This is a genomic window from Streptomyces sp. NPDC051578 (assembly GCF_044454045.1).
Taxonomy (GTDB): domain Bacteria; phylum Actinomycetota; class Actinomycetes; order Streptomycetales; family Streptomycetaceae; genus Streptomyces.
The window spans coordinates 908,883-934,605 of sequence record NZ_JBITDH010000002.1 but is presented as its reverse complement, the minus strand read 5'-3'; the positions used below and the strand labels follow the sequence as shown (position 1 = coordinate 934,605).

Sequence of the window (25,723 nt, the reverse complement as noted above, 5' to 3'; positions counted from 1 at the left end):
GGCGTGAGGCGGCTGCCGAGCGCAGGTAGGGCGCGGTTCGGCGTGGATCCGGCCACCCCTCTCGATGGCCTGATGTGACAGATCCTGGTCATTGCGGCCACTCCGGCCGGGCGGAATGATCAGGGCATGCCCCAACTCCACCGCGTCGTGATCGTCGCCTTCCCCGGCATCGAGCTGCTGGACGCCACCGGCCCCGCCGAGGTGTTCTCCGTCGCTTCCCGGGTCGCCGGAGCCGGCCGGCCCGGCTACCTGGTGCGGCTCGCGACGGCCGACGGTGGGCCGGTGACCACCTCCAGCGGCGTCCGGCTGATGGCCGACCTGGCCCTCGACGACGTGACCGGGCCGATCGACACCCTGCTGGTCTCGGGGGCGATCGAGCTCGTCGACGGCGGCGTGGAGCCCGTGATCGACCAGGACGTCACCCACTGGCTGCGGCGCGCCGCACCCCGGGCCCGGCGCATCGGGTCGATCTGCGCGGGGGCGCACCTGCTGGCCGCCGCCGGTCTGCTCGACGGCCGGCCGGCCACCACGCACTGGCTCACCGCTGACCGGCTGGCCGCCGAACACCCCGGCGTCCGGGTGGATCCCGATCCGATCTTCATCCGGGACGGGCAGGTGTGGACCTGCGCCGGCGTCACCTCCGGGATGGACATGGCACTGGCCATGGTCGCCGAGGACCACGGCCAGGACCTGGCGCTCGCGACGGCCCGGATGATGGTCATGTACGTCAAACGCTCCGGCGGGCAGAGCCAGTTCAGTGTGCCTCTGTCCGTTCAGAGCTCCCAGGATGACCGGATCGACGACCTGTGCAGATGGATCGCCGAACACCTCACCGAGGACCTCTCCCTCGAAGCCCTCGCGGCCCGGACACACCTGAGCGTGCGCCATTTCACCCGGCTGTTCCACCAGCGCACCTCCACGACGCCGGCCGCCTACGTGGAGGCGGCCAGGCTGGAGGCCGCCCGGCGACTGCTGGAGGACAGCGACCGGGGCCTTCCCGAGGTCTCTGCCGCCAGCGGCCTCGGCTCCGTGGAGACGCTGCACCGCGTCTTCAGGCGGCGGCTCGGCACCACCCCGGCCGAGTACCGCCGCCGCTTCTGACCCCACCCCACCGACCCCGACCACCCCACCTGCCGGCCACCGGGCGCGCTGCCGCACCGGCCGAGCTTCGCCATGCCCGCACAGGGCCGGCATCGACCAGCACACTCCGGAGGAAAACCATGTCCAGCACGAAGGTCGTCCCGATCCCGGTCATGGGCCGGCACAACATCAACGCCTACCTCTTGCTCGGCCGCCGGCCCGTCATCGTCGATTCCGGAACCCCCGGCAGCGGCCGGAGGATCCTCGACCAGGTCGCCGCCGGCGGCGTCGACCCCGCCGACGTCTCGCTGATCGTCATCACCCACGGCCACATCGACCACTTCGGCTCCGCCGCCGAACTGCACCGGCTCACCGGCGCGCCCGTCGCCGGCCACGTCGCCGACCTCGGGCCGTACCGCTCCGGCCGGGTCCGCGAACCGTACCTGCCCACGGGCCCGATGGGCCGCCTCATGGCCCGCAACAAGAAGCTCCACGTCTCGGCCGAACCATTCGAACCGGCCGTGCTGATCCGCGGCGAGACGAGTCTGGAGGACTTCGGACTCGCGGCGCGCATCATGCCCACCCCCGGCCACACCGCCGGATCGGTCTCGGTGCTCACTGACGCCGGAGACCTCGTCGCCGGCGACCTGATCGCAGGGTCGTTCATGGGCCTGATCCCCGGCAGGCCCGCCAACCCGCCCTTCCACGACGACCCCCGGCAGAATCTCGCCAGCCTTCGCCGGATGCTCGCCCTCGACCCCGCCGCCCTCCACGTCGGCCACGGCACCCCGCTCGACCCCGACCGGGTACGGCAGTGGGCCGACAGGGAACACGACCGCCTCGCACGACTCGACGCCGTCGGGCGCCTCACCACACGCAATGAGTGACGCGGCACGTCCGCAGCCCGGCGGGGACGGCTCCTCGCGCCGACCGGCAACGGCCTGACGACTTGGCGGCAGAGGTGTCCCCCAGGTCGATGGTGTGGGGGCCGACGGACACCGGGTAACGTCTTTGTCATGTTCTTCCAGACGCCGATTCACGAGTGAGAGCGAGATGAGCCCCTGCTGACGTCCTCCGACGTCGCCGCCCGTCCCCCACCGATGAATCCGTAGATCCACTTCAATCATTACCGGGAGAACCCGTGACCGTGAGCAAGAACATCAACAACCCCGTGGGCATGGGCGGCGGCCAGCGCAAGAGGCTGTCCCGCGCCGAACGCCAGAACAACGGCCCCCACCGCAATCTCGACCGCCAGGGCGCAGCCGACCAGAAGGCGGAACTGGTACGCAAGATGCGCGAGAAGGCAGGCACCGCCGAGGCCACCGGGCAGGCGGGCGACGACACCACACAGAGCTGACGCACCGGCCGCGCCCCTGTCACCGCCGCCGCGTGACGGACTCTCCCGCGGGCCGGGTTCGTGAAAGGAACGGCTCTTCCCACCGGCCGGTTGCCGGATCCCGGGGAGGAAGCGGCCCGGCGGGCTCACCGGCTGCGGGCGAAATCGCCCCACACCGAGGCCCTGCCGCCAGCGGTGGCCGCATCCGCCCGGTAGGAGTCGGCGCCCGCGTCGCGTCCGCCGACGGCGTGGTCGTACTGGCCTGCGAAGACGTGCTGGCCGGCCGGGACCGTCCGTCCGGGTTTGAGCGTCCACCGGTAGACGAGGAAGGGGCCGTCCTCCCGGACGGAGGAGTCGAAGTCGGCGGCGGGGCGGGTCTGCCAGCTCCCGGTGTTCTTCACCCCCTCGCTCCTGGCGATCCGCAGCTCGACCGTCAGCGTCGTCAGCACGCTCGTGGTCTTCAGGGTGATGTTGCTCTGGGCCCAGTAGACGTTGCTGTGCGGATCGACCGAGCCGTCCGCCCACAGCGGACCGTCCTCGGTGTGGTTCCCGGCCGCGGGTGACGCCGGCCGGGAGCCGGTGGACGGAGATGCTCCGGCGGCCGGGCCGTCACCGGCGGCGGAGCGGGTCGGGGACGGGCTCGGTCCGGGTGCCGGCGGGATGGTCGACCGCGAGGGCGGCGGCGACCCGGCCGGTGAGGTCGGCCCGGAGGCCGGCGAGGACGGGTCGGAGGCGACCCCGACCGTGTTCCGCGCCGGGTCGGGGGCGCGCACGGCGGAAACCACCGCGAAGCTGCCCGCGGTCAGGGCGCCGGCGGTGGCCAGCGTCGCGAGGACGACCTTGGGCCAGGACAGGGCTCTTGTGCGCTCGTGCCGGACGGCCGGCTCGGGCCGGGTCGTGCCGCGCCGCACCCGGGCCAGCATGCGGTCCCGGTCGGGCCTATGGGCCTCGGCGCCCTCGCGCAGCAGGTGGCGCAGTTCGTCCGTCATCGCGTCCTGCTCCCCGCCAGTTCGTCGGCAGCACGGGCGCCGAGTAGTCGCTGCAGTTCCGCCGTTCCCTTGGAGGTCTGGCTCTTCACCGTACCCACCGATATCCCGAGCACGTGCGCGGTGTCCTTCTCCGAGAGGTCGAAGGCGTGCCGCAGGACCACGCAGGCGCGTTTGCGGAACGGCAGCCGGGCCAGCGCGGCGCGCACGTCCATGACGGCGGCCACGTCCGGCCCGTCGGTGCGCTCCGAGCGGTGCGACCAGAACAGCAGGACGCGCCGCCGCTCGCGCACCGAACTGCGGATCCGGCTGCGGGCGAGGTTGGCGACGACGCCGCGGGCGTAGGCGGCCGGGCTGTCGGCGCGGGTGACCCGGTCCCAGCGGTGCCAGAGCGCGACCATCGCGTCGGCGGCGAGGTCGTCGGCGGCGTCCGCCTCGCCGGTCAGCAGGTACGCCAGGCGGGCGAGTTCGACGTGGTGGCGTTCGAAGAAGTCCTGGAACGCCGCGGACGCCTCATCGGTGGTCATGGCCTCGGTGCGGCCTCTCGGTGCGATCTGTGGCGGTCCCGGGCAGGTGCGCGACCTTAGCAGCACGTTCGGGGACCGTTCGGCCGGCTCGGCTCGCGGGGGCCGGGTCCGCGTGGTGGCTCCCATCAGCCCGCCGGGTTCCAGCCGTCACTGCCGGCCAGGTAGGCGCGGGCGGTGTGGGCGGTCGCCTGGGCGGCGCTGAACTGCGGACGGTTCGGGCCCGTCCCGGCGCCGGGGCCGGTGTTGGCATACTCCGCGAAGCGGGCCGACTTCCATGCGAAGCCGCCCATGTCGGCCCAGGGAGCCTGCCGCTTCACGGCGGCCGGCAGACTCGTGTTGCGGATTACCAGCCGGCCGACCGCGTTCGCGCCGGGGTGCCACGGCCGGCCGAGGGAGAAGGTGTCGGCCCGGGCGGCGCTGCTGACCGTGCTGTCGGTGATCAGGATGCCGTACTGCTTCGCCGCGTCGGTGCTCGGCGCGGCGAGGTACCCGTTGTTCCCGCCGGCCGCGGCGCCCCGGTCGCGCAGTGTGATGTTGACGTGGTCGTAGACCGCGGTGGCGTTGCCGAAGACGAAGTCGACGTCCCCCGCGATGAAGCAGGAGCGGAAGTACTGGCGGTACTGGCCGGTGGGCTTCGGAGCCCAGTTGAGGACGGTGTCCTGGTGCCCGATGAAACGCGAGTTGAGGTACCGCTGGCGGTCCCCGGCGGCATTCACCGCCACGGCCTGGGTGTCCTTGACCTCCGGGTGCGCCGAGCGCTCCCAGGTGTTCTGGACCGTCAGACCGGTGACGGTGAGGTCGTTCGCCGAGAAGGTGGCGGTGGCGCTGCCCGCCGTGCCGTACGTACCGCCTCCGGGCCTGGCGGTGCCGGCGGCGTTGTCGTACGTGATGACCACGTCCTCGGCGTTGCCGGTGGCGCCCTTGAGGGTCAGCCCGCGCTTGGCGGCGGGCACGTCCAGCGTCTCGCGGTAGGTGCCGCGCGCGACCAGGACGGTGTCGCCCGGGGCGGCGGCGTGCACTGCCTGCTGCACGGTGCGGTAGGAGGCCGAGCCGTCGGCGGCGACCGTCAGCGTGCGCCCGCCTCCGGAACCGGGGGCGGCGGACGTACCGCCGCCGTTGTCGGCGAGGACGCCGGCGCCCGCTCGCGCCGCCAGCTCGGCGGGCAGGCCCGCGGCCGGTTCGAGACCGGCGGCGAGGGCGGGCGTCCAGGAGACGATGCTCTTGATCTTCTTGCCGGGGTGTGCGGTGTTGTAGGCGCCGACCAGGTCGGCGGCCTTGCCGTCGACGAGGTTGCCGCCGCCCGCGACGGCTCCCGTGCCGTCGCCGCTGAGCAGGTCCTCGATCCGGCGGTCCGGCGACAGCTTCCAGTAGTTGTTCTGCGCGACGACTTGGGCGCCCGCGCGGGAATTGACGCTGTAGCTGTGGGCGTAGCCGTCGGACTCGGCGGTGTCGTAGTAGTTGTCGTACAGGTGGATCTGGCCCACCCGGGCGAGCGGGGCGCGCTGGACGATGCCCCGGAAGACGTTGTGGTGCAGCGTCACCCGCAGCTTCGTGTCCTTGTCACTGCTGCCGATCAGCATGGTCTTGTCGTGGCTGCTGAACGTGTTGTACCCGACGGTGACCAGGTCGGAGGCGTTGGTGATGTCGACGGCGCCGTCGTGGACCTGGTATTCACGCCCGAAGTGGGAGGGGTTGGCCGAGTCCGGGTGCGGGGCGTCGGTGAAGGAGTTGTGGTCGACCCATACGTGGGTGGCGCCGCGCAGGCTGACGGCGTCGTAGGCGGAGTTCCAGTTGCCGGTGGAGCCGTCGGTGGGGTCCCACTGGGGGAAGCAGTCCCGGACGTCGGTGAGCGACAGGTTGCGGATGATCACGTTGTCGGCGTTCTTCACCATCAGGCTGCCGCCGGTGATGCCGGCGCCGGTGCCGGGCACGCCGACGAGGGTGGTGTGCGCCGGCACCGTGAACGTCATGCGGGCGGCCTGTCTGGCCTGCGCCGCCTTGCGCGCGGTTTCCTGAGCACCGGTCGGCACCTTGGAACGGCCCCAGACGGCAGGGTCGTACGCCTTGAGGTAGGCGTCGAGGGAATACCCGGTGCCCCGGGCGTAATCGGCGCAGTTGAGCGGTCTGCCGTTGTCCTCGGTGTTCGCGTCGATCAGACCCTTGACCTTGATGATCCGCGCGGCGTCGGCGGGGCCCGCGGCCAGCGCGCGGGCCAGCTCGGCGCGGGTGGACACGGTGAAGACGTGGGCGGGATCCGCGGTGCGGCCCCCGGTGGTGCCGGCGCCGTCGGCGGCCCAGCCGTCCCGGGCCGGCAGCACGCCGTGGGCCAGGTCGGCGGGCGCCGCGGCGTCGGCGTTGACGACCAGTGGTACGGCGCCGAGACCGGCGGCGGCCAGGGTGGCCAGGCCGATCAGGGCGAGCCCGCGCCGTCCGGTGGGACGGCGGTGCAGCGAAGCGGCGGACATGCGCGGTGGCTCCTTGGGGGTGAGGTGCACTGTTCCCCCGTCAGTTGCCGCCGGTCGCCCAAAGGTTGCCGCACCCGGCAAAGAAATCCGCAGCCGTGGCCGTCGCACCCCGTCCGATGCGCACGGCGGCCCGCCACGGCAGGCGCGCGGGCCGGCTGCGACGGGGCGACCGGGGCCGGAAGGCCTCGGGCGGGGTGATCACGGCGGGATGGCCGCGGTGGGACGGCCGCGGCGAAATGATCACGGCGGGAAGGCCGCGGCGGAGTGACCGCGGTGGGACGGCCGCGGTGGAGTGACCGCGGTGGAGTGACCGAGCAGACACGCGCTCGGGCCGGGAGCCGGGGTTGGCACGCCGGCAAACGGACACAAGCGGGGCGTGCTCAAGATACTTCTGGTGGCCCTGCTCGGCTCGGCGGCGGCGCTCGCCTCGCTCGCCGCCCTCTTCGCCTCGCCCTGGTGGTGGGCCGCGGCCGGCCCCCTGCTGCTGCTCGCGCTGACCGCCGTCCACGACCTCCTGCAACGGCGGCATTCCATCCTGCGGAACTATCCGCTCCTCGGGCACCTGCGGTTCGCCCTCGAAGCCCTGCGCCCCGAGATCCAGCAGTACTTCATCGAGCGCAACGTCGAAGGCAGCCCCTTCGACCGCGACGTGCGTAGCATCGTCTACCAGCGGGCCAAGGGCACCGACGCCGAGGAGCCGTTCGGCACCGAGCTCGACCTCTACCGGCCCGGCAGCGAGTACCTCACCCCCTCCATGGCCCCCGTGCCCGTGCGCACCGACCCGCCCCGGGTCCGGATCGGCGGCCCGGACTGCACCCAGCCGTACGACATGGCCCTGCTGAACGTCTCGGCGATGAGCTTCGGCTCGCTGTCGGGAAACGCGGTCCTCGCCCTCAACACCGGTGCCCGGCTCGGCGGCTTCGCCCACGACACCGGCGAGGGCGGCCTGTCGGAGTACCACCTGCGACCGGGCGGGGACCTCGTGTGGGAGATCGGCACCGGATACTTCGGCTGCCGCACGGACGACGGGGAGTTCGACGAGCGGCAGTTCGCCGAGAAGGCCGCGCGGCCCCAGGTGAAGTGCGTGTCCCTGAAGATCAGCCAGGGCGCCAAGCCCGGCATCGGCGGCGTCCTGCCGGGGGCCAAGGTCAATGCGGAGATCGCCGGGGTGCGCGGGGTGCCGGAGGGGAAGACCGTGATCTCGCCGCCGTACCACCGCGTGTACTCCACCCCGCGCGAGCTGGTGCGCTTCCTGGGCCGCATGCGCCGCCTCGCCGGCGGCAAACCCGTCGGGTTCAAGCTGTGCGTCGGTTCGCGCCGTCAGTTCCTCGCCGTGTGCAAGGCCATGCTGGAGGAGGACATCACACCGGACTTCATCGTCGTCGACGGGGCGGAGGGCGGAACGGGCGCGGCGCCGCTGGAGTTCGCCGACAACGTCGGCCTGCCGCTCGACGAAGGGCTGATGACCGTGCACAACGCGCTCGTCGGCGCCGGCCTGCGCGACCGCGTCCGGATCGGGGCCTCGGGCAAGGTCGCCACCGGCAGCGACCTCGTCAAGCGCCTCCTCCAGGGGGCCGACTACACCAACGCCGCCCGCGCCATGATGTTCGCGATCGGCTGCATCCAGGCGCAGCGCTGCCACACCAACACCTGCCCCGTCGGTGTCGCCACCCAGGACGAGAGGCGCGCCCGCGCGGTGGACGTCGGCGACAAGTCGCAGCGGGTACGGCGCTACCAGGAGGCGACCGTCAAGAGCGCCCTCCAGATCATGGCGTCGATGGGTGTCAGGGAGCCCGGCGAGCTGCGGCCCCACATGCTGCTGCACCGGGTGGACCCGCACACCGTCCGCTCGTACGCCGAACTGCACGCCTGGCTCGCGCCCGGGGAGCTGCTCGCATCTCCGCCCGAAGCCTGGGCAAGGGACTGGCAAGCGGCCGATCCCGACCGTTTCACCAGCTGATTCCCGGCACCCGCTACGAGGAGCCGCAACCGGACCGAAGGGCATTTCCGTGGCACGTACCGTCGCCAACGTCATCGTCGGCGCACTCAAGGAGCTGGGCGTCCAGCACGTCTTCGGCGTCGTCGGGGACGCGCTGAACCCGCTGACCGACGCCATCCGTACCACCGACGGCCTGGAGTGGGTCGGCTGCCGGCACGAGGAGGTGGCGGCCTTCGCCGCCGGGGCGCAGGCCCAGCTCTCCGGGACCCTCGGGGTGTGCATGGGTACGGTGGGACCCGGTTCGGTGCACCTGCTCAACGGCCTCTACGACGCCGCCAAAAGCCATGCCCCGGTCCTCGCGATCTGCGGCCAGGTACCCCTCGCCGAGATCGGCAGCGACTACTTCCAGGAGGTCGACAACGACATCTTGTTCCGTGACGTGGCCGTGTACCGGGCGACCGTCACCTCCCCGGACCAGATGCCGCGCCTGCTCGAATCCGCCGTACGCGCCGCGGTGACGCGGGGCGGCGTGGCCGTGCTGACCGTTCCCGGCGACCTGGGCGACCAGGAGCTGACCGATGACCGGCCCACGCGCTTCGCCCTCGACCGAGCCGTCACCCGCCCCGACGAACCGGCGTTGGTCCGGGCCGCCGCGGTGCTGAACGATGCGTCGCGGGTGACGCTGCTCGTCGGCCAGGGCGCCCGCGAGGCCCGCGGCGAGGTGCTGGAGGCCGCCGAGCTGCTGGCCGCGCCCATGGTGCTCACCTTGAAGGCGAAGGAGGGGTTCGAGGACGACAACCCGTACCAGGTGGGCCAGACCGGCCTGATCGGCAACCCCGCCGCCGCCCACGCGCTCGACAGCGGGGACGCCCTGCTCATGCTGGGGACGGACTTCCCGTACCGGGAGTGGTACCCGCGGGACGTCAAGGTGGTCCAGGTCGACGCGCGCGAGGACCACTTGGGACGCAGGACCCCTGTCGACGTGGGCCTGGCCGGTGATGTGGGCGCCACGTTGCGGGCCCTGCTGCCGCTGCTGGAGGGGGGCCGGGAGCGAGCCCACCTGGACGACGCACGGGAACGCTTCGTCAAGTGGAGCGAAGGCCAGCAGCGACTCGCCGACCCGGCGCACGAGCAGCGCTTGACCGGCCGCGCCCGGGCCGCACTGGACAACCGCGACCACCAGATCCGACCCGAGGCGCTGGCCGCGGCGGTGGACGCGTACGCGGACGACGACGCCGTCTTCACGTCTGACACCGGGATGGCCACCGTCTGGCTCTCCCGCTTCGTCACCATGCGCGGCGCCCGGCGCCTGCTCGGTTCGTACAACCTCGGCTCGATGGCCAACGCCATGCCGCAGGCGCTGGGTGCCCAGCTCTGGGCGCCCGACCGGCAGATCGTCGCGTTCTGCGGTGACGGGGGCCTGAGCATGCTGCTGGGCGACCTGATGACGATCAAGACGTACCGGCTGCCGGTGAAGCTGGTCGTCTTCGACAACCGCCGCCTGGGCATGGTCAAGCTCGAACAGGAGCAGACCGGTCTGCCCGAGTTCGGTACGGAGCTGGACAACCCGGACTTCGCCGCCGTCGCCTCGGCCCTCGGCCTGACGGGGATCCGGGTCACCGATCCCGCAGAGCTGCACGACGCGGTGCGCCGGGCCTTCGACACACCGGGGCCGGTCCTGCTGGACGTGCTCACCAACCCGGAGGAAGTGGCCGTCCCCGGCAAACCGACCGTGGCACAGGGCTGGGGGTTCGCCATGGCCAAGGTCAAGGAGATGCTGCCGGGCCACGAGGGCTGACGGCGGCCGCACGGAGCCGTACGAGGCAGGCCGCCGCGAACGCCGCGGCGGCCTGCCTCGGCGGAGCGGCTGGAGAAGTTCGCGGTCCGCGGGCTCCGGCGGGGTCTGGAGAACGCGAGCCCGTGCTGCGGCGGCCAGGAGTGAGCATCCGTAAGGGGGAAGATGAGTACGGTGACTCAGGCGGTGCTGATGCTCCACCTCCCACGATGAAGACCGACATCGTCGAGGTCTGGAGACCGCATCGTGCTCAGCCGCATCGCCCACGTCCTGGTGCCCGTCTTCGGCCGCCTGTCGGTGACCACCGACGCGGGCGCCGATCTGGCGCCGGGCAGCATCATCGCCGCCAACCACACCTCGCTCGCCGACCCCGCCATCGTGATCGCCGCTCTGCACCGCCTCGGCGTCGAACCGGTCATCATGGCCACCGCCGGTCTCTGGCGCGTCCCCCTCCTCGGCCGGTCCCTCCACCGCGAGGGGCACGTCCCCGTACACCGCGGTGAGCGACGGGCCTCGGCCGCGCTCGACCTGGCCGCCCAGGCCCTGGAGCAGGGCAGGCACCTGCTCATCTACGCAGAGGGCGGCCTGCCCCGTCGCAAGGACGCCGCAGAAGCGGCCCCGGGTGACTTCCGCACCGGCCTGGTCCGCCTCGCCGAACGCACCGGCGCCCCTGTCGTGCCCATCGGCCAGGCCGGCGCCCGCCGCGTCACCTCAGGCAGCACCATCAAGCAGATCGCGGGCCTGGCGACAGCGCCTCTGCGCCGGCCCGGGCTGCACGTCCATGTCGGCGCCCCGATCGCTCTCACCGGCGACAGCACCGTGCGCACGGAGCTGGCCCGCACCGCTGTGACCGACGCATGGCGGACGGCGGCCGCGCAGCTCGCCGAACCCGCCGCACTCGCCAAGTGATCCCGCTCGACGGTTTCCGCCCGGAGGGCAAGGAGTCCCTCGCGGCGGCGGTCCGGTGCGGTTCGCACAGTGCGGGCAGCGGTGAGCCGGTCGCCTGGCGCCGCCCCCGCCATCTACCCGCGCCCGGACCGCCCGCGCATGCGCCGGGGAGTGGAACACCCCATCGTCCGCGCGGGGTTGTCACGTACGGGCGGTACGCGGATAGTGAAGGGCCCGGGGCCTTGTCGCAGCCGCGAGCGACTCGTCGCCCAGAGTGAAACCTGCGGTCAGGAGCCACGGATGAAGCGCGTCGGATCCTTATTGACCTCGCTGGCGCTGGGCGCCGGGCTGTTGGTGGCCGGGGCGAGTCCCGCGGCAGCTGACGCGTACGACTGCCGCACCTGGTACAAGTCCTCCACGACCGCCGCCGGTACATGCGTCAACGGCACCGGCGAGTTCCGCGTGTACACCAGGTGTGATCGGCCCTGGGCTCAGGACTACACGGTCTATGACCCCACGTGGCGCCGCGTCGGCGCCACCAGCACCGCCATCTGTTACAGCGGTGGCAAGCCGTACGGAGCAGGCATCCAGGTCCACTAGCGAGCTCGTGCATGGCTGGTGCTGCGACGTCGAATGGTGCAGTTCGGCCCGGTGGCCACTGTGGCTGACCCGGGGGCGACGGTCTGCTGGTGTGAGAGCACCCCGCCAGTTCCGGGCGGCTATGGCGCTGCCCCATCTGACGGAGAGGGATTCTAGACGGCTTGGTTGCCGGCAGCCTGCGCCTGTCTGAACGCCTCCTCGCAGGTGGGTGTGCCGTTCGAGGCCAGTAGCGTGAGATGCTCACGCGCGCCGGGCCTCTTGTCGTGCACGACCATGAGCTGCCACGTGCCCTTGGTCAGCGACAACGAGCTGCCGAAGGTGCTTTTGCGACGTGCGGTGAGCTGCCATTGGTGGCTGGTGAGACCGTCGGCGAGCGCGGTCAGCCCGGCGTCGCTCCCCGTCTCATAGGATTCCCAGGCTGCCAGGCACCCGGGTACCGCGAACGCTCGTGGTGGGGCGGCCGGCCCGAGCCCAGCGGTGGCGGTCGCCGCCTGCATGTCCGCCGTGACCTGTTCGCCCGTGGGCCCTGGTCCGGCGTAGAGGGGCGGCTGCGTCGAGGTCGGCTCCGCCACCCATCCGGACGGTTGGGGGTCGGGAGCCAGCAGTGAACCGCCGATGACGAATCCCAGTCCGGCGACCATGACGGCGGCCGCTTTCAGCCGCTTTCTGTTCGCGGCACCGTTCTCGCCCTCGTTCGCGGCACCGCCCCCACTCTCGGGCGCAGCATCGGACTGCGGTGCGGTCGTGTCCTCGGTCCCGCTCATAGAAGCCCCCCGCCCCTGCGATGCCGCCGATCCCGTCGGGGCCGGCGTCCGTGCCAGGAGTCTCACATGGCGGGGCCTGCGCAGCACGGGCGGGGCCTGCCGTACGGTCCGGGCGCGACGACCTGCGCCCGCACAGAACGCCGGCAGCGCAACCCCACGAAGCGAGCCAGGTGCCTGAGCGGTCACCAGGACGTCGGATCTCACGGGATCTATCGCGGTGCGACCCCAAGACGTCAGGCGAGATCGCGCTCAGGCACACGAGACGACCGGCCGACCGGCCGAACTCGCTTGTCCGTCGTTCCGCGTGCGGCCTACCGTGCCGCAATGGAACTCTTCTCACGTTCTTGGACGGCGTTGCGCACAGCGGTCGCCGAATTGCCGGACGAGGACTTCGAGCGGCCGTCCGGTTGTACCGGCTGGCTCGTGCGGGACCTGGTCTGCCACCTCGTCATCGACGCCCAGGACGTCCTGATCACCCTGGTCACGCCTGCCGGAACGGAACCGACCGCGAACTCGGTCTCCTACTGGGACCTGCTCGACGGTCCACCGACCGGCGACGATCCCCTCGATGCGCTGATCCCCCGGCTGGCCGCCGCATACGGCGAGCCGCGGTGGCTCAAGTTCCACCTGGACGACGTCGGTTCCGCCGCGGGCCGAGCTGCTGAACTGGCCGATCCCGCCCTCCGGGTCAGCACCCAGGACAAGGTGCTGACCGTCGGCGACTACCTGTCCGCGTACGTGCTCGAATGGACCTTGCACCACCTCGATCTGATCGCGCATCTGCCGTCGGCCGCCGAGCCGCCCGCCGCGACGCTCACCGCGGCCCGCGCGTTGCTGGAAGAGATCGCCGGGTCCCCGCTTCCCGCCACGTTCACCGACACGGAGGCGTTGCTGATCGGCACCGGCCGTCGCGCGCTGTCCGAGGCCGAGAAGGCTGCTCTGGGCGATCTCTCCGCACGGCTCCCGCTCATCCTCGGCTGAGGTTGCTATCGGATCCCGCCGGAGCTCCGGGGCACTGCAACGCCGGCCGTGACAGCAGGACGTCACTTCGCGCACTCGCTCATCTACGTGAGGAGTTGCGTCGCCGGATCCCGAACGCCGAGCGCACCGACTGGTGTCCCGCGACAGCCCGACGGGCTCGTGGAGCGCGGAATCGTGGTGTGCGAGGCAGCGGTCAGGCTCGCATGCGGGGGCCGCAGCGAGCGCGACGCCGGTGGTGGCGGACGTTATGGCTGGGGCACCCGGCCACGTACGACGGACCGAATGCTGTGCGCCCGACGGCGTCGCTTGGGCGCCGTTCCCGTGATCAAAGCCGCCACGTCGCCTGCACCGCAAGGCTGTTTAACGGTTGATGTCGAACGCTTTACCTGAATGCGCACACACGGTGCCCCCGCCCGCGCGCGGGCGCATCCGCCCGGGACTTCCGAAGCAAGAGCCTGCCCCCAGAGCACTGATGGGAGGGCGGGCCGACCGAAACCAACCCGAAGTGTCCGCTCAGCGAACCCCAAGCGATGGAATTCGGACTCGATTAGGCTGATTCATGACGCGCCCCTGACAATGATCGACAGCGCTGGCACTCTCACTCCATCCCCAGCGCGGAACAGTTCCGCACGCTCTGCCCGGCGGGCCTCATCCCCAGCCGCCCGGCAACCCCCCACACGCACAAGGAGTCCAGTGAAGTCCACGGCTCGTCGTCACGCCACAGCCACCGGCGCCCTGCTCACCGCAGCCGCCCTGCTCACCGTAGGCGTCCAGGCAGGCAGCGCCAGCGCGCAGCCCGACGGATCCGCGAACGCCGCTGTCCCCCAGGGCCAGCCGGTACGCAACCCGGGCGCGCTGCCCGCACAGCTCTCGCCGTCCCAGCGCGCCGAGCTCATAGCCAAGGCCCAGAGCACCACGGCCGCCACGGCCAAGGAGCTCGGCCTCGGCGCCCAGGAGAAGCTGCTCGTCCACGATGTGGTCAAGGACCAGGACGGTACCACCCACACCCGGTACGAGCGCACGTACGAAGGACTCCCGGTCCTTGGCGGCGACTTGGTGGTCAGCCGTTCGACGGACAACCGGACGCAGAGCGTGAGCAAGGCGTCCGCCGCGCAGCTGCAGGGCATCTCCACCACCGCCCCGGCCGACGCTCCGGCAGCCGCCTCCACGCAGGCCCTGGACGCCGCCAAGGCCGTGGGCTCCAAGGCCGCCAAGGCCGACGCCGCGCCCCGCAAGGTCGTGTGGATGGCGAAGGGCGTGCCTACCCTCGCCTACGAGACCGTCGTCGGCGGGCTCCAGGACGACGGCACGCCCAACCAGCTCCACGTCATCACCGACGCCAAGACCGGTGCGAAGCTGCACCAGTGGCAGGGCATCGAGACCGGTGTCGGCAACACCCACTACAGCGGCCAGGTCACCCTGGGCACTTCGCAGTCGGGTTCGAGCTTCACGCTGAACGACACGGGCCGCGGCAGCCACAAGACGTACAACCTCAACCACGGTACGTCCGGCACTGGTTCGCTCTTCACCCAGTCCACCGACACGTGGGGCAACGGCGCCAACTCCAACGCCGCCACCGCGGGAGCCGACGCCGCCTACGGCGCCGGAGTCACCTGGGACTTCTACAAGAACGTCCTCGGCCGCACCGGCATCCGCGGCGACGGCGTCGCCGCCTACTCCCGCGTCCACTACGGAAACGCGTACGTCAACGCGTTCTGGGACGACGGCTGCTTCTGCATGACGTACGGCGACGGAACGGCCAACAACGACCCGCTCACCTCGCTTGACGTCGCCGGCCACGAGATGACGCACGGCGTCACCGCCGCCACCGCCGGCCTCAACTACAGCGGCGAGTCGGGCGGCCTGAACGAGGCGACCTCCGACATCATGGGCACCTCGGTCGAGTTCTACGCCAACAACCCCAGCGCGCCGGGCAACTACCTCATCGGCGAGCAGATCAACATCAACGGCGACGGCACCCCGCTGCGCTACATGGACAAGCCGAGCAAGGACGGCGGTTCCGCGGACAGCTGGTACTCCGGCGTCGGCAACCTCGACGTCCACTACTCCTCGGGTCCGGCCAACCACTGGTTCTACCTTGCCTCCGAGGGCTCCGGCGCCAAGACGATCAACGGCGTCACCTACAACTCGCCGACCTCCGACGGCCTGCCCGTCACCGGCATCGGCCGGGACAAGGCCCAGCTCATCTGGTACAAGGCGCTCACCAGCAAGTTCAACTCCAGCACCGACTACAAGGGCGCCCGCGACGGCACGATCGCCGCAGCCACCGAGCTGTACGGCGCCGGCAGCCCCGAGGTCACCAACGTCACCAACGCCTGGGCTGCGGTGAACGTGGGTGCCCGTGCGGGCGGCTCTACCACGCCGGGCAAGGTCTTCGAAAGCACCGCCCGGGTGGCCATCCCGGACTCCCCCGGCCCCGCGGTCACCTCTTCGGTGAGCGTCACCGGAATCACCGGCAACGCGCCGAGCACCCTGCAGGTCGGCGTGAAGATCACCCACACCTACATCGGTGACCTCCAGATCGACCTCGTGGCCCCCAACGGGACCTCGTACCGTCTGCAGAACTCCTCGTCGGACTCCACGGCGAACCTCGACAAGACGTACACGGTCAACGCTTCGGCCGTGACTGCCAACGGCACTTGGAAGCTGAAGGTCCAGGACAAGGGCGCCGCGGACGTCGGCACCATCACGGACTTCAAGCTCACCTTCTGAGTGGCCGCAGCAGCCGACCGCTCATGAACCACCGGGTGCCCGGAGCCTCCAAGGCTCCGGGCACCTTCGTTTGCGTGCGTCGACGGGATCGGCGCTTCCTGGACGGCGCGGGACATGACCGGCCGGGGCCGGGCTTCCCACCTCCGTCCCGGCGGGCTCAGCCGGTGCTTGCGCGCCGACGGCGGTGCAGGACGGCGGCCCCGCCCGCTAGGGCGAGTGCGGCGCTGGAACCGCCGGCAAGCAGCAGGGTGGAGGACGGACCTTCATCCACCTTGCGTTGGGGGCTGTAGCCCGCGGAGTAGCCGTTGGTGTCGTACTCCGAGCCGGGCAGCTTGTCGGCGTAGCGGGCCTTGACCAGTTTCTGGTAGTCGCTGAGCGACAGGGATGCCCGGCCGCCCAGGCCCTGCCGGGCTTCGTCGTTGAGCGGCTCGACGGTGGTGAGCTTGAGCTGGTACCAACCGCGGATCTGCGGCTCGGTGAAGACCAGCGTGCCCAGGGTGGCCTTGCCCGCGTACGTGGCGTCGCTGTCGCCGTCGCGGACGGCGGCCAAGTGCCAGCCGCCGCCCTGGGTGGGGGCGAGCATGACGGTCGCGTTGCGGCCGTTGACGGTGGTGCTCAGGGAGGAGACAAGCTGCGTCAGCTTGATCGCCTCAGTGGGCAGTGGCTTGGCGGTCCCCGCGACGAACCCGGGGGTGATCTCGTTCCGTGCCACCGGGTCCTTGATGGTGAAGGACGAAAGACCTTGGCAGGGTTCGGGCATTTCGGGGATCGTCTGCACCGACCCGGCGGCGCCGTCGGCGGGCGCCGGGGTGCGCAGGAATCGGCAGACGGTGTTCCGCACGTCGGTGGACTTCACCGCGTCGAGAGCGGCCTGGTAGTCGGGGATGTCGGCGGGGAGAGGATCCCTGGCCGGGGCCGCATGGGCCAAACCGCCGACTGACAGCAGTGCGCACGCACTCACTGCGAGGACGATGGACAGGCGGGAGCGGGAGCCAGCCCACTTGCCGGACTTTTCGGTGTCGCGCATGTCGCCTGCCTTAGCGGGAGATGCCGATGCGGGAGTGGGTCCACTTGGACGAGCTGTTGCTCACGTAGTCGTTGTAGTTCCACCACGTGTACGTGGTGGTGTCCGGCCACGGGTCGGCAACGGCGATCGTGTTGTTCGACGTGTCGAAGCCGTAGACCACGTTCATGTGGCCGCCACCGGACGCCCACCCGATGCGGGCTCCGATCGGCCGGGCCGCTTTGACGTCGGTGTACACCTGGTTGAACGTGGCCGCGCTGCTGAGGCCCGAGCCGGTGTGGGTCATGCCGAGGCTGTTCCAGCCCCGGGCCATGTCGTCGAGCGTGGCGGGCTGGTTGTTGCAGCCGTAGTAGGGCTGCGCCCGGTTGCAGAAGTCCGCCTGTGTGGAGCCTAAGCCCTGGAACTTGGCGATGGTCAGCCCGGAGGCGACCCAGCACCACTGGGTCTTCTCCTGCTTCAGCATGCTGATGGTGTCCTGTCCCGCTTCCGCGTGAGCGGTTCCTCCCGCGGCCGCGAGCGATGCCAAGACGGCGAGCACGATGGCCGACGACGCGGGTCCGTACCTGAATTTGCCCATGTTCCTGCCTTCCCCTGGACGGGTGCAACGAGATGAGCGGGGCAACTCGGCACGAATATGACAGCGCAGCATGTCGAAGTCATAGGGGCCTGGCAGCAATTCGACCCTTACTGATTACTTGTCGTCTAATCGTGTAGCCGTTCTGTTTGGGCTGGGTGTTTCCCGCATTGTGCTTGCCGCACGAGGGCCATGACCTGGGGGTTCCGTCCCGAGCAGTGCCCCCACCCGGACCTGCCCTGTCGATGGTCGGGGACGGCCTGCTGCTCGGCGCAGTGGTCGAAAATGGTTTCATGACAGATGAAGCGAACGAGATCGTTCTGAGCAAGCAGGACCTTCGTGAGGTCACCGCGTTCGCTGCGGCGTGCGCGGAGGTGGTGCTCGGAGTATTCGAGGCCGACCAGCCGGGCGACTCGCGACCTCGAGACGCTGTGGATGCGGCGTGGGAGTTCGCTCGGGGCGGCGAGCGCGGGAAGTCGTTGCGTGACACGGCGTCGGCGGCCCTCAAGGCAGCCAAAGGTGCGAACTCTTCAGCTGCGCGCGAGGCAGCCTGGGCAGCGATGTCCGCGGCAGGCGCCGCCTATCTGCATCCTCTGGCCAAGGCCACCCAGGTCAAGCACATCCTCGGAGCCGGCGCTTACGCGGCCAGAGCGGCCGAACTCGTCGCCGGCGACGATCAAAGCGTTGGTGCCGAACACCTTCGGCAAGCGGTGCATCACGCCACTCCGGTCGTCGTCGACGTGCTCAAACGCTTCCCGGCGCCGCCCGATGGCGGCGGCCGGGTTGGTCAGCTGATCCGTATGTTGGATGCGGAAATTCGTTCACTCACCTTCACGAGTCCCGATGACGCGACTCACGACGAGGGAGGGCAAGCACGCGCCAACGACGTGTCGCGTGAGGCACGCACGGGTCAGGCAGACGCTTGAGGCAGTGCTGCGAAGGCGTGTTGTTCATCGACGCGCTGCCGGGCCTGAAACAGTCGTGGAGTTGGCGGCGCTGGGCAGCGTAGTGCCAGTCGCTGTGCGCGCGTCGCCGGCGGTGATGAGCGTTCGCCTCCGGTGGAGCCTGGCGGGTTGACAAGGCCCAGAGGCATCGGCGAAGCGGGTCCGGTCCTCGCCGAACTCGGCGAGGACACGGGCTGCGGGACAGAGGCCGAGGCCGAGGCCAGGGGCCGCCGCGGATCGCCTTCGCCTTCGGCGATAGCGGTCCGGTCAGAATCAGCGCGCGGCGATCAGAGGGACACCCAGCAGGCTCTCAAGCTGGGAAATCGTATCGGCAGGCTGCAGCGCCTGCACTCCGGCGAAGCCGAGCGTCTCAGCCGCCCGCACGTACTCCTCGGTGTCGTCAACGAATACGCACTCGTCAGCCGACAGCCCCAGAAGCTTCAGCATGACCTCGAAGAGTTCCGCCTCGGGCTTGCGCATCCCGTGGCACTCGGAGATGACCACGCCGTGATAGAGGGTCTCGAGCTCGTAGCCGTCGTAAAGGTTCCAGGGGGTGAGGCCCACCGAGTTGGAGAGGATGCCGACCTTGATGCCGGCCCGCGCTGCTGCGGCGGCCGCATCGATCATGGTCTGTTCAGGTCGCAGGTCGGCGAATATCCGGCCCATCAGGTTGTCCGGAGAGACCCCGAGCTTGGGGGCGGCGGCCTCATTCCATTCCGTCTGGCTGATCGCACCGCGCTCCAGCTCGTGAGTGAGGCGGACACCTTCTGCGTCCATGTACAGCGCCTTGATGCACGCCCCCTGGGCCAGCCCCTCCCGCTGCTCGAAGGCCAGCACCGCCGGCAGCAGCGGCGTGGTGAGCACCCCGCCGAAATCGAGGACGAGACCGGTGCGGTGAGACATGCGAGAACTCCATGAGGGTGGGGATCGGGTGTGGGGAAGCGACTGACACACGCGCCTCGGCTGTGAGCCACGCCCGTCGTCACCGGGGCGGCCTGCGGCCGTACATAGCGGGCGGTGTCGGCAGAGGGAGCGGAATGAACCCGCCTCCGATCGGTGCACAGGCCACCGAACTTGCCGTACGGTACCAACGTCCCGGCACGCGGTCGGGGAGAACGGCCACCAGGCGAAAACGCTGTGGGCCTGCATCGAGTGGTCAGCGCATACGAATGGTGATCTCGGGGAGCGGTATGTCGGACAGGTTGACCTGGAGCCCGGTCATGGTCAGGTACGTCTGAGAGTCACTCAGGGCATTGGACGGTGCCTGGGTCTTCCCGCGCGTGCTCACCAGCAGGTACCAGCCCCCGCGCTCGTAGCTGCGGGAGGCGTCGGCGCTGTCGCCGTTCGGGTTCAGCACCCATCCCCGACGCTCCAGGTCGGCGCAGATCGCCTTCATCTCCGACTGTGCGGCGGGCTTCTCACGGACGGCCATCCAGCCCGTCCTGTTCGAGTTGGCGCCGGCCGCGACGGTCGGGCGGCCCTGCGCCGGGTCGAGGCCCGCCGCGCTGACCGCGGTCCGGATCACCTCGTCCACGTCCTCCCGCGTGAGGGGCGGTGACGTGGACTCCGGTGTGGGCGCCGCCGTGGACAAAAACGGCGTCGGTGCGGGCGCGCCGAGGTGAATGCGCCCCTCGTCGTCTATCTGGATGCGGTCCGGCAGGGCCACGGCAGCCAGACTCACGATCAAGGTCGCGGCGAGCGCGAACCACACCCTCTTCACCAGCGCGTTCAACGCGAAACTCCCCCCGAGTGATCATTCAGAGGGAGTCTCACACACTGCTCGGCTCCCGGCAGGCCTTATGAGGGGGGCGATTCCTCTACAAGCAGCTGCCCAACAGCGAGCCGAAGCTGCGGGCGGTCTTCGACGAGCCGGCCGCGCCGTCCGGGCAGGCGCGCTCTTTACGTGGTCCTGCTGTCGCGGTTAGCTGGAGCGCACGAGTACGAGCCACGGGGGGCGGCATGGCGGGCCGACACGGGGGTTGGGCACGCGGGCTCTGGCGGACCGCAGTGGCGCTGGCCGCGCCGCCGCTGGCCGCGGCCCTGGCGTTCGGGGTGGCCTGGGAGTCGGCGTACGGGTCGCTGGGCAGCTGGGGGTTCTACCTCGGCGGGCTGCTGCTCCCCCTGGTCCTGCTCGGCTGGCACGCCGCGCTCGCCACACGGCGCGGAGCCTCACTCATCGCGCTGTCGGCACTCCCCGCCGGTCTCGGCGCCATCCTGGCACTCGCGTCCGTGGGGCACAGCGCGCTGGAGGACCGGGGCGTCGAGATCAACTGCGTCGTGCTGAAGGTCACCGAGCACACCGAGACGGAATCCTCCATGGACGCCGACGGCCACTGGAGCACCACGACCCGAACCTCGTACGACCACCGCCTGGACTGCCCCGCGGGCGGCCCCGAGCATCTGGACACCCCCTCGCGGCTCGCGAAGGAGGGCGCGTTACTGGCCGTGGTGCACGACCCGCAGGGCAAGGTCTCCCCGCGAGCTGCCGGAGACGTCCACGGCCAAGGCCTGCGCACAGCAGCCGAGGTGACGATCGGGGCAGCGATGCTCCTGGGACTGGCCGGCGGTATCCGGGAGGCGTACGAGAAGCGGCGCCGGAAGCCGCGGCGGCCACGGTCGGCAGGGCGCTGAAACGCCCGCCCGAGGGCCACACCCCGCCCACGATCCTGTGGCCGAAGACATCCTTGATCGCGCCGAGGCAGGCAGGCCTCGCGAGTAGCGCGTTCGCGCCGGGCGCCTCCTACCGCCGGCTCGACGAGCCGTCGGCCGACGCCGTGCTGGAGGAGCGGTGGTGGCCGAGCAGTCGGACCAGCCCGACCGGGAGGAACGCGGGCCGGTGGGGCTGCCCGACCTGGTACGGCACATAGCCCAACGAGGCGGCGACCCCGACCTCCTCGGCCGTCTCCGCCTGGTAGACGAGCCGGCAGTTCCCCGACTCGGCCCTCGCGCGTTCCCAGAGAACGGGAGCCGGTTTGCGCTCCGCCTCGGTGCGGGGGGTGAGGATCCGGCCGGCGAAGTCCGTCCAGGCGAAGGGCGCGGCGTCCTTCCACGCAGAGTCGACTTCCTTCTGCAGCCTGGCGGCGCGCTCGGCGTCGGTCGTTCCCCAGGAGGGCGGGACGTTGGTGATCAAACCGACTCTGATGTGGCGCTCGCGCAGGGCGCGCAGGTAAGCGGCAGCTCCCGGCTGATAGACGATGCTGCCGTCGTCGGCGGTGTGCACGAGGGTCTCGCCCAGGTCGAAGTACACGACGGGGCAGGCGCTTTCGGCCACGGTGCGCGCGACGGAGTCCGTACCCGCGGCCCCGCTCATGCCGACGGGAGCCGCCGCGCTCACGGTGGTGCAGAGCACGGTTGACACCAGGGCCGCACCGAGTGCGATGCCCGCCCGGCCCAAACCGTTGGAGACGGATCCGTTCATCGTGTCGTCGCCCTTCTCCTTGTGCACCGCGTGGATGCACGAACGTCAACCCGGCCCCAGGTGTCCCGGCGCTCGATCGTTCGGCTCGACCGCATCCGGCCCCACCCGCCTGGCCGCGACCCTCGCGGAAGGGTCCACCGCACTACACCGCAGCAGGCATGAGAAAGGCAAGGAGGTCGTTGCCCACTCCTTGCCACTATCAAGATATAGCGCACAGGGGGCCTTGCGGCAAGGCCCCCGTGATGCTGCAGAATCGCCGACCTACCCGGAAACCGCATGAATTCGGTGACTGACGAAATATGTGCGCATTCGCCGGCCTACGGGCGGTCGGCGGGCACACAGCAGCCGGGCGTTGGCAACACGCTCGATGGGGGTTTCGCATGACGAACACAGACATGGCCGTGAACGCACATCTGAATGCACACCCGGACGCACACCTGGACGCGGACGTGATCGTGGCCGGTGGAGGCCCGACCGGCCTGATGCTGGCCTGCGAGTTGCGCCTGCACGGCGTGCGGGTGCTCGTACTGGAGAAGGAGACGGAGCCGACCCAGCAGTCCCGTGCCCAGGGGTTGCACGCCCGGAGCATCGAGGTCATGGCCCAGCGCGGTCTGCTGGACCGGTTCCTCGCGCTCGGCAAGCAGTACATGGTCGGCGGTTTCTTCGCCGGGCTCGCCAAGTCCTGGCCGGAGCGGATGGACACGGCGCATTCGTACGTCCTGCACATCCCGCAGACCACCACCGAGCGGTTGCTGACCGAGCACGCCGTCGAGGCCGGCGCCGAGATCCGGCGCGGCTGCGAGGTGACCGGGCTGGCCCAGGACGGCCAGGGGGTGGGCGTCGAACTGGCCGACGGTACGTGGCTGCGCTCGCGCTACGTCGTCGGCTGCGACGGTGGCCGCAGCACGGTGCGCAAGCTGCTCGGTGTCGCCTTCCCCGGCGAACCGTCTCGGGTCGAGACACTGCTGGGCGTCATGAAGCTCGACGTGGAGCCGCAGACGCTGGCCGCCGTGACGGCCGAGGTACGCAAGACCCAGATGCGGTTCGGTGCCATGCCCATGGAGGACGGGGAGTACCGGGTCGTCGTGCCTGCCGAGGGCGTGGCCGAGGACCGTGCCGCCGCGCCGACCCTGGATGAGTTCAAGCAGCAGCTGCGGGCGTACGGCGGCACCGACTTCGGCGCGCACTCGCCCCGCTGGCTCTCCCGCTTCGGCGACGCGACCCGGCAGGCGGAGCAGTACCGGGTCGGCCGGGTGCTGCTGGCCGGCGACGCGGCGCACATCCACCCGCCGACCGGCGGCCAGGGCCTCAACCTCGGTATCCAGGACGCGTTCAACCTGGGGTGGAAGCTGGCGGCGGAGGTTGCCGGCTGGGCACCGGAAGGTCTGCTCGACAGCTATCACTCCGAACGGCACCCGGTGGCGGCCGACGTACTGGACAACACCCGCGCACAGATCCAGCTGATGTCGTCCGAGCCGGGTGCGCAGGCGGTGCGCCGGCTGATGGCGGAACTGGTGGAGTTCGAGGAAGTGAACCGGTACCTAATCGAGAAGATCACCGCGATCGCGATCCGCTACGACTTCGGCGCGGGTCACGACCTCCTCGGCCGCCGGCTGCGGGACATCCGGCTGGAGCGGGGGCGCCTGTACGACCTGGCGCACGAGGGCCGCGGCCTGCTGCTCGACCAGACGGGCCGCCTCTCGGTGGCGGGCTGGGCCGACCGGGTCGACCACGTCGTCGAAGTCAGCAAGGAACTCGACGCGCCCGCGGTACTGCTGCGACCGGACGGCCACGTCGCCTGGGTCGGCGAGGACCAGGAGGATCTCCTCAGCCATCTGCCCGCATGGTTCGGCACCGCCACGGCCTGATCGCACCCTGCGAGCCTGCCGGGCCGCCGGCTCCCCCGGCCGGGAGGAAGCCGTGAAGATCTCCCGCGGCGACCCTTGGCGCCCAGCCGGTCACGCTGCGCATTCCGGGCCGGCGGCCGGGCGCCGGGAGCGCAGGAAATCGTGTGCTCCCGCCGCCTTCCCGCGGTTACCCTGCTTCGTCGGAACAGCCGCGGAGGACCCCCATCATGACCAGCACGAACTCGTCGTTTCCGAAGCAGATCGAGCTCAAGGGAGAAGGTCTCGTCCTACGCGACTGGACGGAAGCGGACCTGGCCGCGATGCCGGGGCTCTTCGACCACCCCGACATCGCCTACTGGACACCGATCGTCTCCCCCTTCGACGACGCGGCCGCCCGCGCGCGCCTGGACCGGGACCGGAAGCTGCGGGCGGAAGGCACGGCGATCCTGCTCGCCATCACCGTCGACGGCGGAGCCCCGCTCGGCGAGGTGATGCTGCGGCGCGCCCCCGAGGGAACCGAGATCGGCTACGCGGTCGGCCCGGCGCACCGCGGCCGGGGCCTGGCGGCGCGAGCCGTCCGGGTCATGTCCGCCTACGCCTTCGAGCAACTGGGCGCGGAGCAGGTGATCCTGGAACTGGAGGCGGAGAACGCCGCCAGCGTCGCCGTGGCCACCAAGGCGGGCTTTCGACTGCTCGACGTGCCGCTGATCACCGGTGAGGAGAAGGGACGGCCCTTCCGCCTGCAGACATGGGGACGCACCCGCTCCTGAGGCCCCGCGTTCGACGCCGTACCGCCGGCGACCGGCCGGCGACCGTCACCGCCCATCCGTCCGGCTCCCGCGCCGTTGTCCTACCCGTTCCGTACGCTGGCAGCATGCGCATGCGCCCCACTCTGAGCTGGACGCCCACCGAGGACCCGCTACCGGGCACCACGGAGCCGGCGCCGGTCGTCGACGCGCTGAGGAGCGGTGGTGTGCTGGTGCTCAGCGGGGCCGGCATCTCCACGGAGTCGGGCATCCCCGACTACCGGGGAGAGGGCGGGAGCCTGAGTCGGCACACCCCGATGACCTACCAGGAATTCACCGCCAGTGCCCGGGCCCGGCGCCGGTACTGGGCGCGCAGCCACCTCGGCTGGCGCACGTTCGGTCGCGCCCGGCCCAACGCCGGGCACCGGGCGGTGGCGGCGTTCGGGCGGCAGGGCCTGCTCTCGGGTGTGATCACCCAGAACGTCGACGGGCTGCACCAGGCCGCCGGGAGCGAGGACGTGGTGGAACTGCACGGCAGCCTGGAGCGCGTGGTCTGCCTTTCCTGCGGCGCCCTCACCTCGCGCCGTGAGCTCGCCCACCGGCTGGAGGAGGCCAACGCGGGTTTCGGACCGGTGGCGGCGGGACTCAACCCGGACGGCGACGCCGACCTCACCGACGAGCAGGTCGGGGACTTCTCCGTGGCGCCCTGCCACCAGTGCGGGGGCGTCCTCAAACCGGACGTGGTGTTCTTCGGCGAGAGCGTTCCGCCGCCAAGGGTCGAGCACTGCCGCGACCTGGTCGAGGCGGCCACGTCGCTGCTGGTCCTGGGCTCCTCGCTGACGGTGATGTCGGGGCTGCGGTTCGTCCGCCAGGCGGCCCGGGCCGGGAAACCCGTCCTGATCGTCAACCGGGATCCGACCCGGGGCGACCGGCACGCCGTCACCCGGGTCGCGCTGCCCTTGGGGGCCACCCTCACCACGGTGGCCGAGCGACTGGACGTCCCCCTGGACATCGGATCGGCGGAGTCGGCACGGCGGCCCTGAGGGGAACTCAGGGCTGCCGGCGGCTCGGCCCGG

The 25,723-nt window shown here is 70.9% G+C and carries 23 protein-coding genes; 14 read left to right on the top strand and 9 right to left on the bottom strand.

Annotated elements, in window-relative coordinates:
• Positions 1-126 precede the first annotated feature (126 nt).
• The 3 genes from ACIA6C_RS15490 to ACIA6C_RS15480 all read left to right on the top strand — a co-directional run bounded on the left by ACIA6C_RS15490 (position 127) and on the right by ACIA6C_RS15480 (position 2,437).
• Positions 127-1,101: a GlxA family transcriptional regulator gene (locus ACIA6C_RS15490; RefSeq protein ID WP_399275984.1), complete on the top strand. Its 975-nt coding sequence runs from the start codon at positions 127-129 to the stop codon at positions 1,099-1,101.
• Between the two features lie 119 nt (positions 1,102-1,220).
• Entirely contained in the window at positions 1,221-1,967 is a 747-nt protein-coding gene (locus ACIA6C_RS15485; RefSeq protein WP_399275982.1) for an MBL fold metallo-hydrolase, read from the top strand.
• Between the two features lie 254 nt (positions 1,968-2,221).
• Positions 2,222-2,437, top strand: a complete 216-nt coding sequence (locus ACIA6C_RS15480; RefSeq protein WP_399275980.1) for a DUF6243 family protein — start codon at positions 2,222-2,224, stop codon at positions 2,435-2,437.
• Between the two features lie 125 nt (positions 2,438-2,562).
• On the opposite strand, the gene ACIA6C_RS15475 is transcribed toward ACIA6C_RS15480, so the two are convergent.
• The 3 genes from ACIA6C_RS15475 to ACIA6C_RS15465 form a co-directional block, all read right to left on the bottom strand.
• The gene (locus ACIA6C_RS15475) at positions 2,563-3,405 is read right to left on the bottom strand and encodes a hypothetical protein (RefSeq protein ID WP_399275978.1); all 843 of its coding nucleotides are present in this window, start codon (positions 3,403-3,405) and stop codon (positions 2,563-2,565) included.
• Positions 3,402-3,929, bottom strand: a complete 528-nt coding sequence (locus ACIA6C_RS15470) for a SigE family RNA polymerase sigma factor (protein ID WP_361127371.1) — start codon at positions 3,927-3,929, stop codon at positions 3,402-3,404. The genes ACIA6C_RS15475 and ACIA6C_RS15470 overlap by 4 nt, the downstream gene beginning before the upstream one ends.
• Positions 3,930-4,054: 125 nt before the next feature.
• Positions 4,055-6,394: a pectinesterase family protein gene (locus ACIA6C_RS15465; protein WP_399275975.1), complete on the bottom strand. Its 2,340-nt coding sequence runs from the start codon at positions 6,392-6,394 to the stop codon at positions 4,055-4,057.
• 376 nt (positions 6,395-6,770) lie between these two features.
• Between ACIA6C_RS15465 and ACIA6C_RS15460 the strand changes: the two genes are divergently transcribed.
• From ACIA6C_RS15460 to ACIA6C_RS15445, 4 genes are all read left to right on the top strand, one after another.
• The gene (locus ACIA6C_RS15460) at positions 6,771-8,354 is read left to right on the top strand and encodes an FMN-binding glutamate synthase family protein (RefSeq protein ID WP_399275973.1); all 1,584 of its coding nucleotides are present in this window, start codon (positions 6,771-6,773) and stop codon (positions 8,352-8,354) included.
• A gap of 49 nt (positions 8,355-8,403) precedes the next feature.
• Positions 8,404-10,131: a thiamine pyrophosphate-dependent enzyme gene (locus ACIA6C_RS15455; protein ID WP_399275971.1), complete on the top strand. Its 1,728-nt coding sequence runs from the start codon at positions 8,404-8,406 to the stop codon at positions 10,129-10,131.
• Between the two features lie 243 nt (positions 10,132-10,374).
• On the top strand, positions 10,375-11,037 hold the full coding sequence (locus tag ACIA6C_RS15450) for a lysophospholipid acyltransferase family protein (protein ID WP_399275969.1): 663 nt from the start codon (positions 10,375-10,377) through the stop codon (positions 11,035-11,037).
• A gap of 279 nt (positions 11,038-11,316) precedes the next feature.
• Entirely contained in the window at positions 11,317-11,616 is a 300-nt protein-coding gene (locus tag ACIA6C_RS15445) for a hypothetical protein (protein ID WP_399275968.1), read from the top strand.
• 152 nt (positions 11,617-11,768) lie between these two features.
• Here ACIA6C_RS15445 and ACIA6C_RS15440 read toward each other — a convergent pair whose 3' ends face one another.
• Positions 11,769-12,380 (bottom strand): hypothetical protein, encoded by a 612-nt coding sequence (locus ACIA6C_RS15440; protein ID WP_399275965.1) that lies wholly within the window; start codon positions 12,378-12,380, stop codon positions 11,769-11,771.
• A 324-nt stretch (positions 12,381-12,704) separates the two neighbouring features.
• Here ACIA6C_RS15440 and ACIA6C_RS15435 point away from each other — a divergent pair, with 324 nt between their 5' ends.
• Entirely contained in the window at positions 12,705-13,361 is a 657-nt protein-coding gene (locus ACIA6C_RS15435) for a maleylpyruvate isomerase N-terminal domain-containing protein (protein ID WP_399275963.1), read from the top strand.
• A gap of 693 nt (positions 13,362-14,054) precedes the next feature.
• Positions 14,055-16,094: a M4 family metallopeptidase gene (locus ACIA6C_RS15430; RefSeq protein WP_399275961.1), complete on the top strand. Its 2,040-nt coding sequence runs from the start codon at positions 14,055-14,057 to the stop codon at positions 16,092-16,094.
• Positions 16,095-16,251: 157 nt separating this feature from the next.
• On the opposite strand, the gene ACIA6C_RS15425 is transcribed toward ACIA6C_RS15430, so the two are convergent.
• A complete protein-coding gene (locus ACIA6C_RS15425) occupies positions 16,252-17,121 on the bottom strand; it encodes a hypothetical protein (protein ID WP_399275959.1) in 870 nt (289 codons plus the stop codon).
• A gap of 10 nt (positions 17,122-17,131) precedes the next feature.
• Complete coding sequence (locus tag ACIA6C_RS15420; RefSeq protein WP_399275957.1) at positions 17,132-17,695, bottom strand: papain-like cysteine protease family protein; 564 nt, start codon at positions 17,693-17,695, stop codon at positions 17,132-17,134.
• Between the two features lie 290 nt (positions 17,696-17,985).
• Here ACIA6C_RS15420 and ACIA6C_RS15415 point away from each other — a divergent pair, with 290 nt between their 5' ends.
• Entirely contained in the window at positions 17,986-18,618 is a 633-nt protein-coding gene (locus ACIA6C_RS15415) for a putative immunity protein (RefSeq protein ID WP_399275955.1), read from the top strand.
• 291 nt (positions 18,619-18,909) lie between these two features.
• On the opposite strand, the gene ACIA6C_RS15410 is transcribed toward ACIA6C_RS15415, so the two are convergent.
• Entirely contained in the window at positions 18,910-19,539 is a 630-nt protein-coding gene (locus ACIA6C_RS15410; protein WP_399275953.1) for an HAD-IA family hydrolase, read from the bottom strand.
• A 253-nt stretch (positions 19,540-19,792) separates the two neighbouring features.
• On the bottom strand, positions 19,793-20,368 hold the full coding sequence (locus ACIA6C_RS15405) for a hypothetical protein (RefSeq protein ID WP_399275951.1): 576 nt from the start codon (positions 20,366-20,368) through the stop codon (positions 19,793-19,795).
• Positions 20,369-20,643: 275 nt separating this feature from the next.
• Here ACIA6C_RS15405 and ACIA6C_RS15400 point away from each other — a divergent pair, with 275 nt between their 5' ends.
• Positions 20,644-21,267: a hypothetical protein gene (locus tag ACIA6C_RS15400; RefSeq protein ID WP_399275950.1), complete on the top strand. Its 624-nt coding sequence runs from the start codon at positions 20,644-20,646 to the stop codon at positions 21,265-21,267.
• A gap of 109 nt (positions 21,268-21,376) precedes the next feature.
• On the opposite strand, the gene ACIA6C_RS15395 is transcribed toward ACIA6C_RS15400, so the two are convergent.
• On the bottom strand, positions 21,377-22,081 hold the full coding sequence (locus ACIA6C_RS15395; RefSeq protein WP_399275948.1) for a hypothetical protein: 705 nt from the start codon (positions 22,079-22,081) through the stop codon (positions 21,377-21,379).
• Between the two features lie 368 nt (positions 22,082-22,449).
• On the opposite strand from ACIA6C_RS15395, the gene rox reads away from it, so the two are divergent.
• The 3 genes from rox (at position 22,450) to ACIA6C_RS15380 (ending at position 25,690) form a co-directional block, all read left to right on the top strand.
• A complete protein-coding gene (gene rox / locus ACIA6C_RS15390) occupies positions 22,450-23,922 on the top strand; it encodes a rifampin monooxygenase (protein WP_399276251.1) in 1,473 nt (490 codons plus the stop codon).
• Positions 23,923-24,128: 206 nt separating this feature from the next.
• Positions 24,129-24,671, top strand: coding sequence for a GNAT family N-acetyltransferase (locus ACIA6C_RS15385; RefSeq protein WP_399275946.1), 543 nt, complete (start codon positions 24,129-24,131; stop codon positions 24,669-24,671).
• A 104-nt stretch (positions 24,672-24,775) separates the two neighbouring features.
• Positions 24,776-25,690, top strand: a complete 915-nt coding sequence (locus tag ACIA6C_RS15380) for an NAD-dependent protein deacetylase (protein ID WP_399275944.1) — start codon at positions 24,776-24,778, stop codon at positions 25,688-25,690.
• Positions 25,691-25,723: the final 33 nt, after the last annotated feature.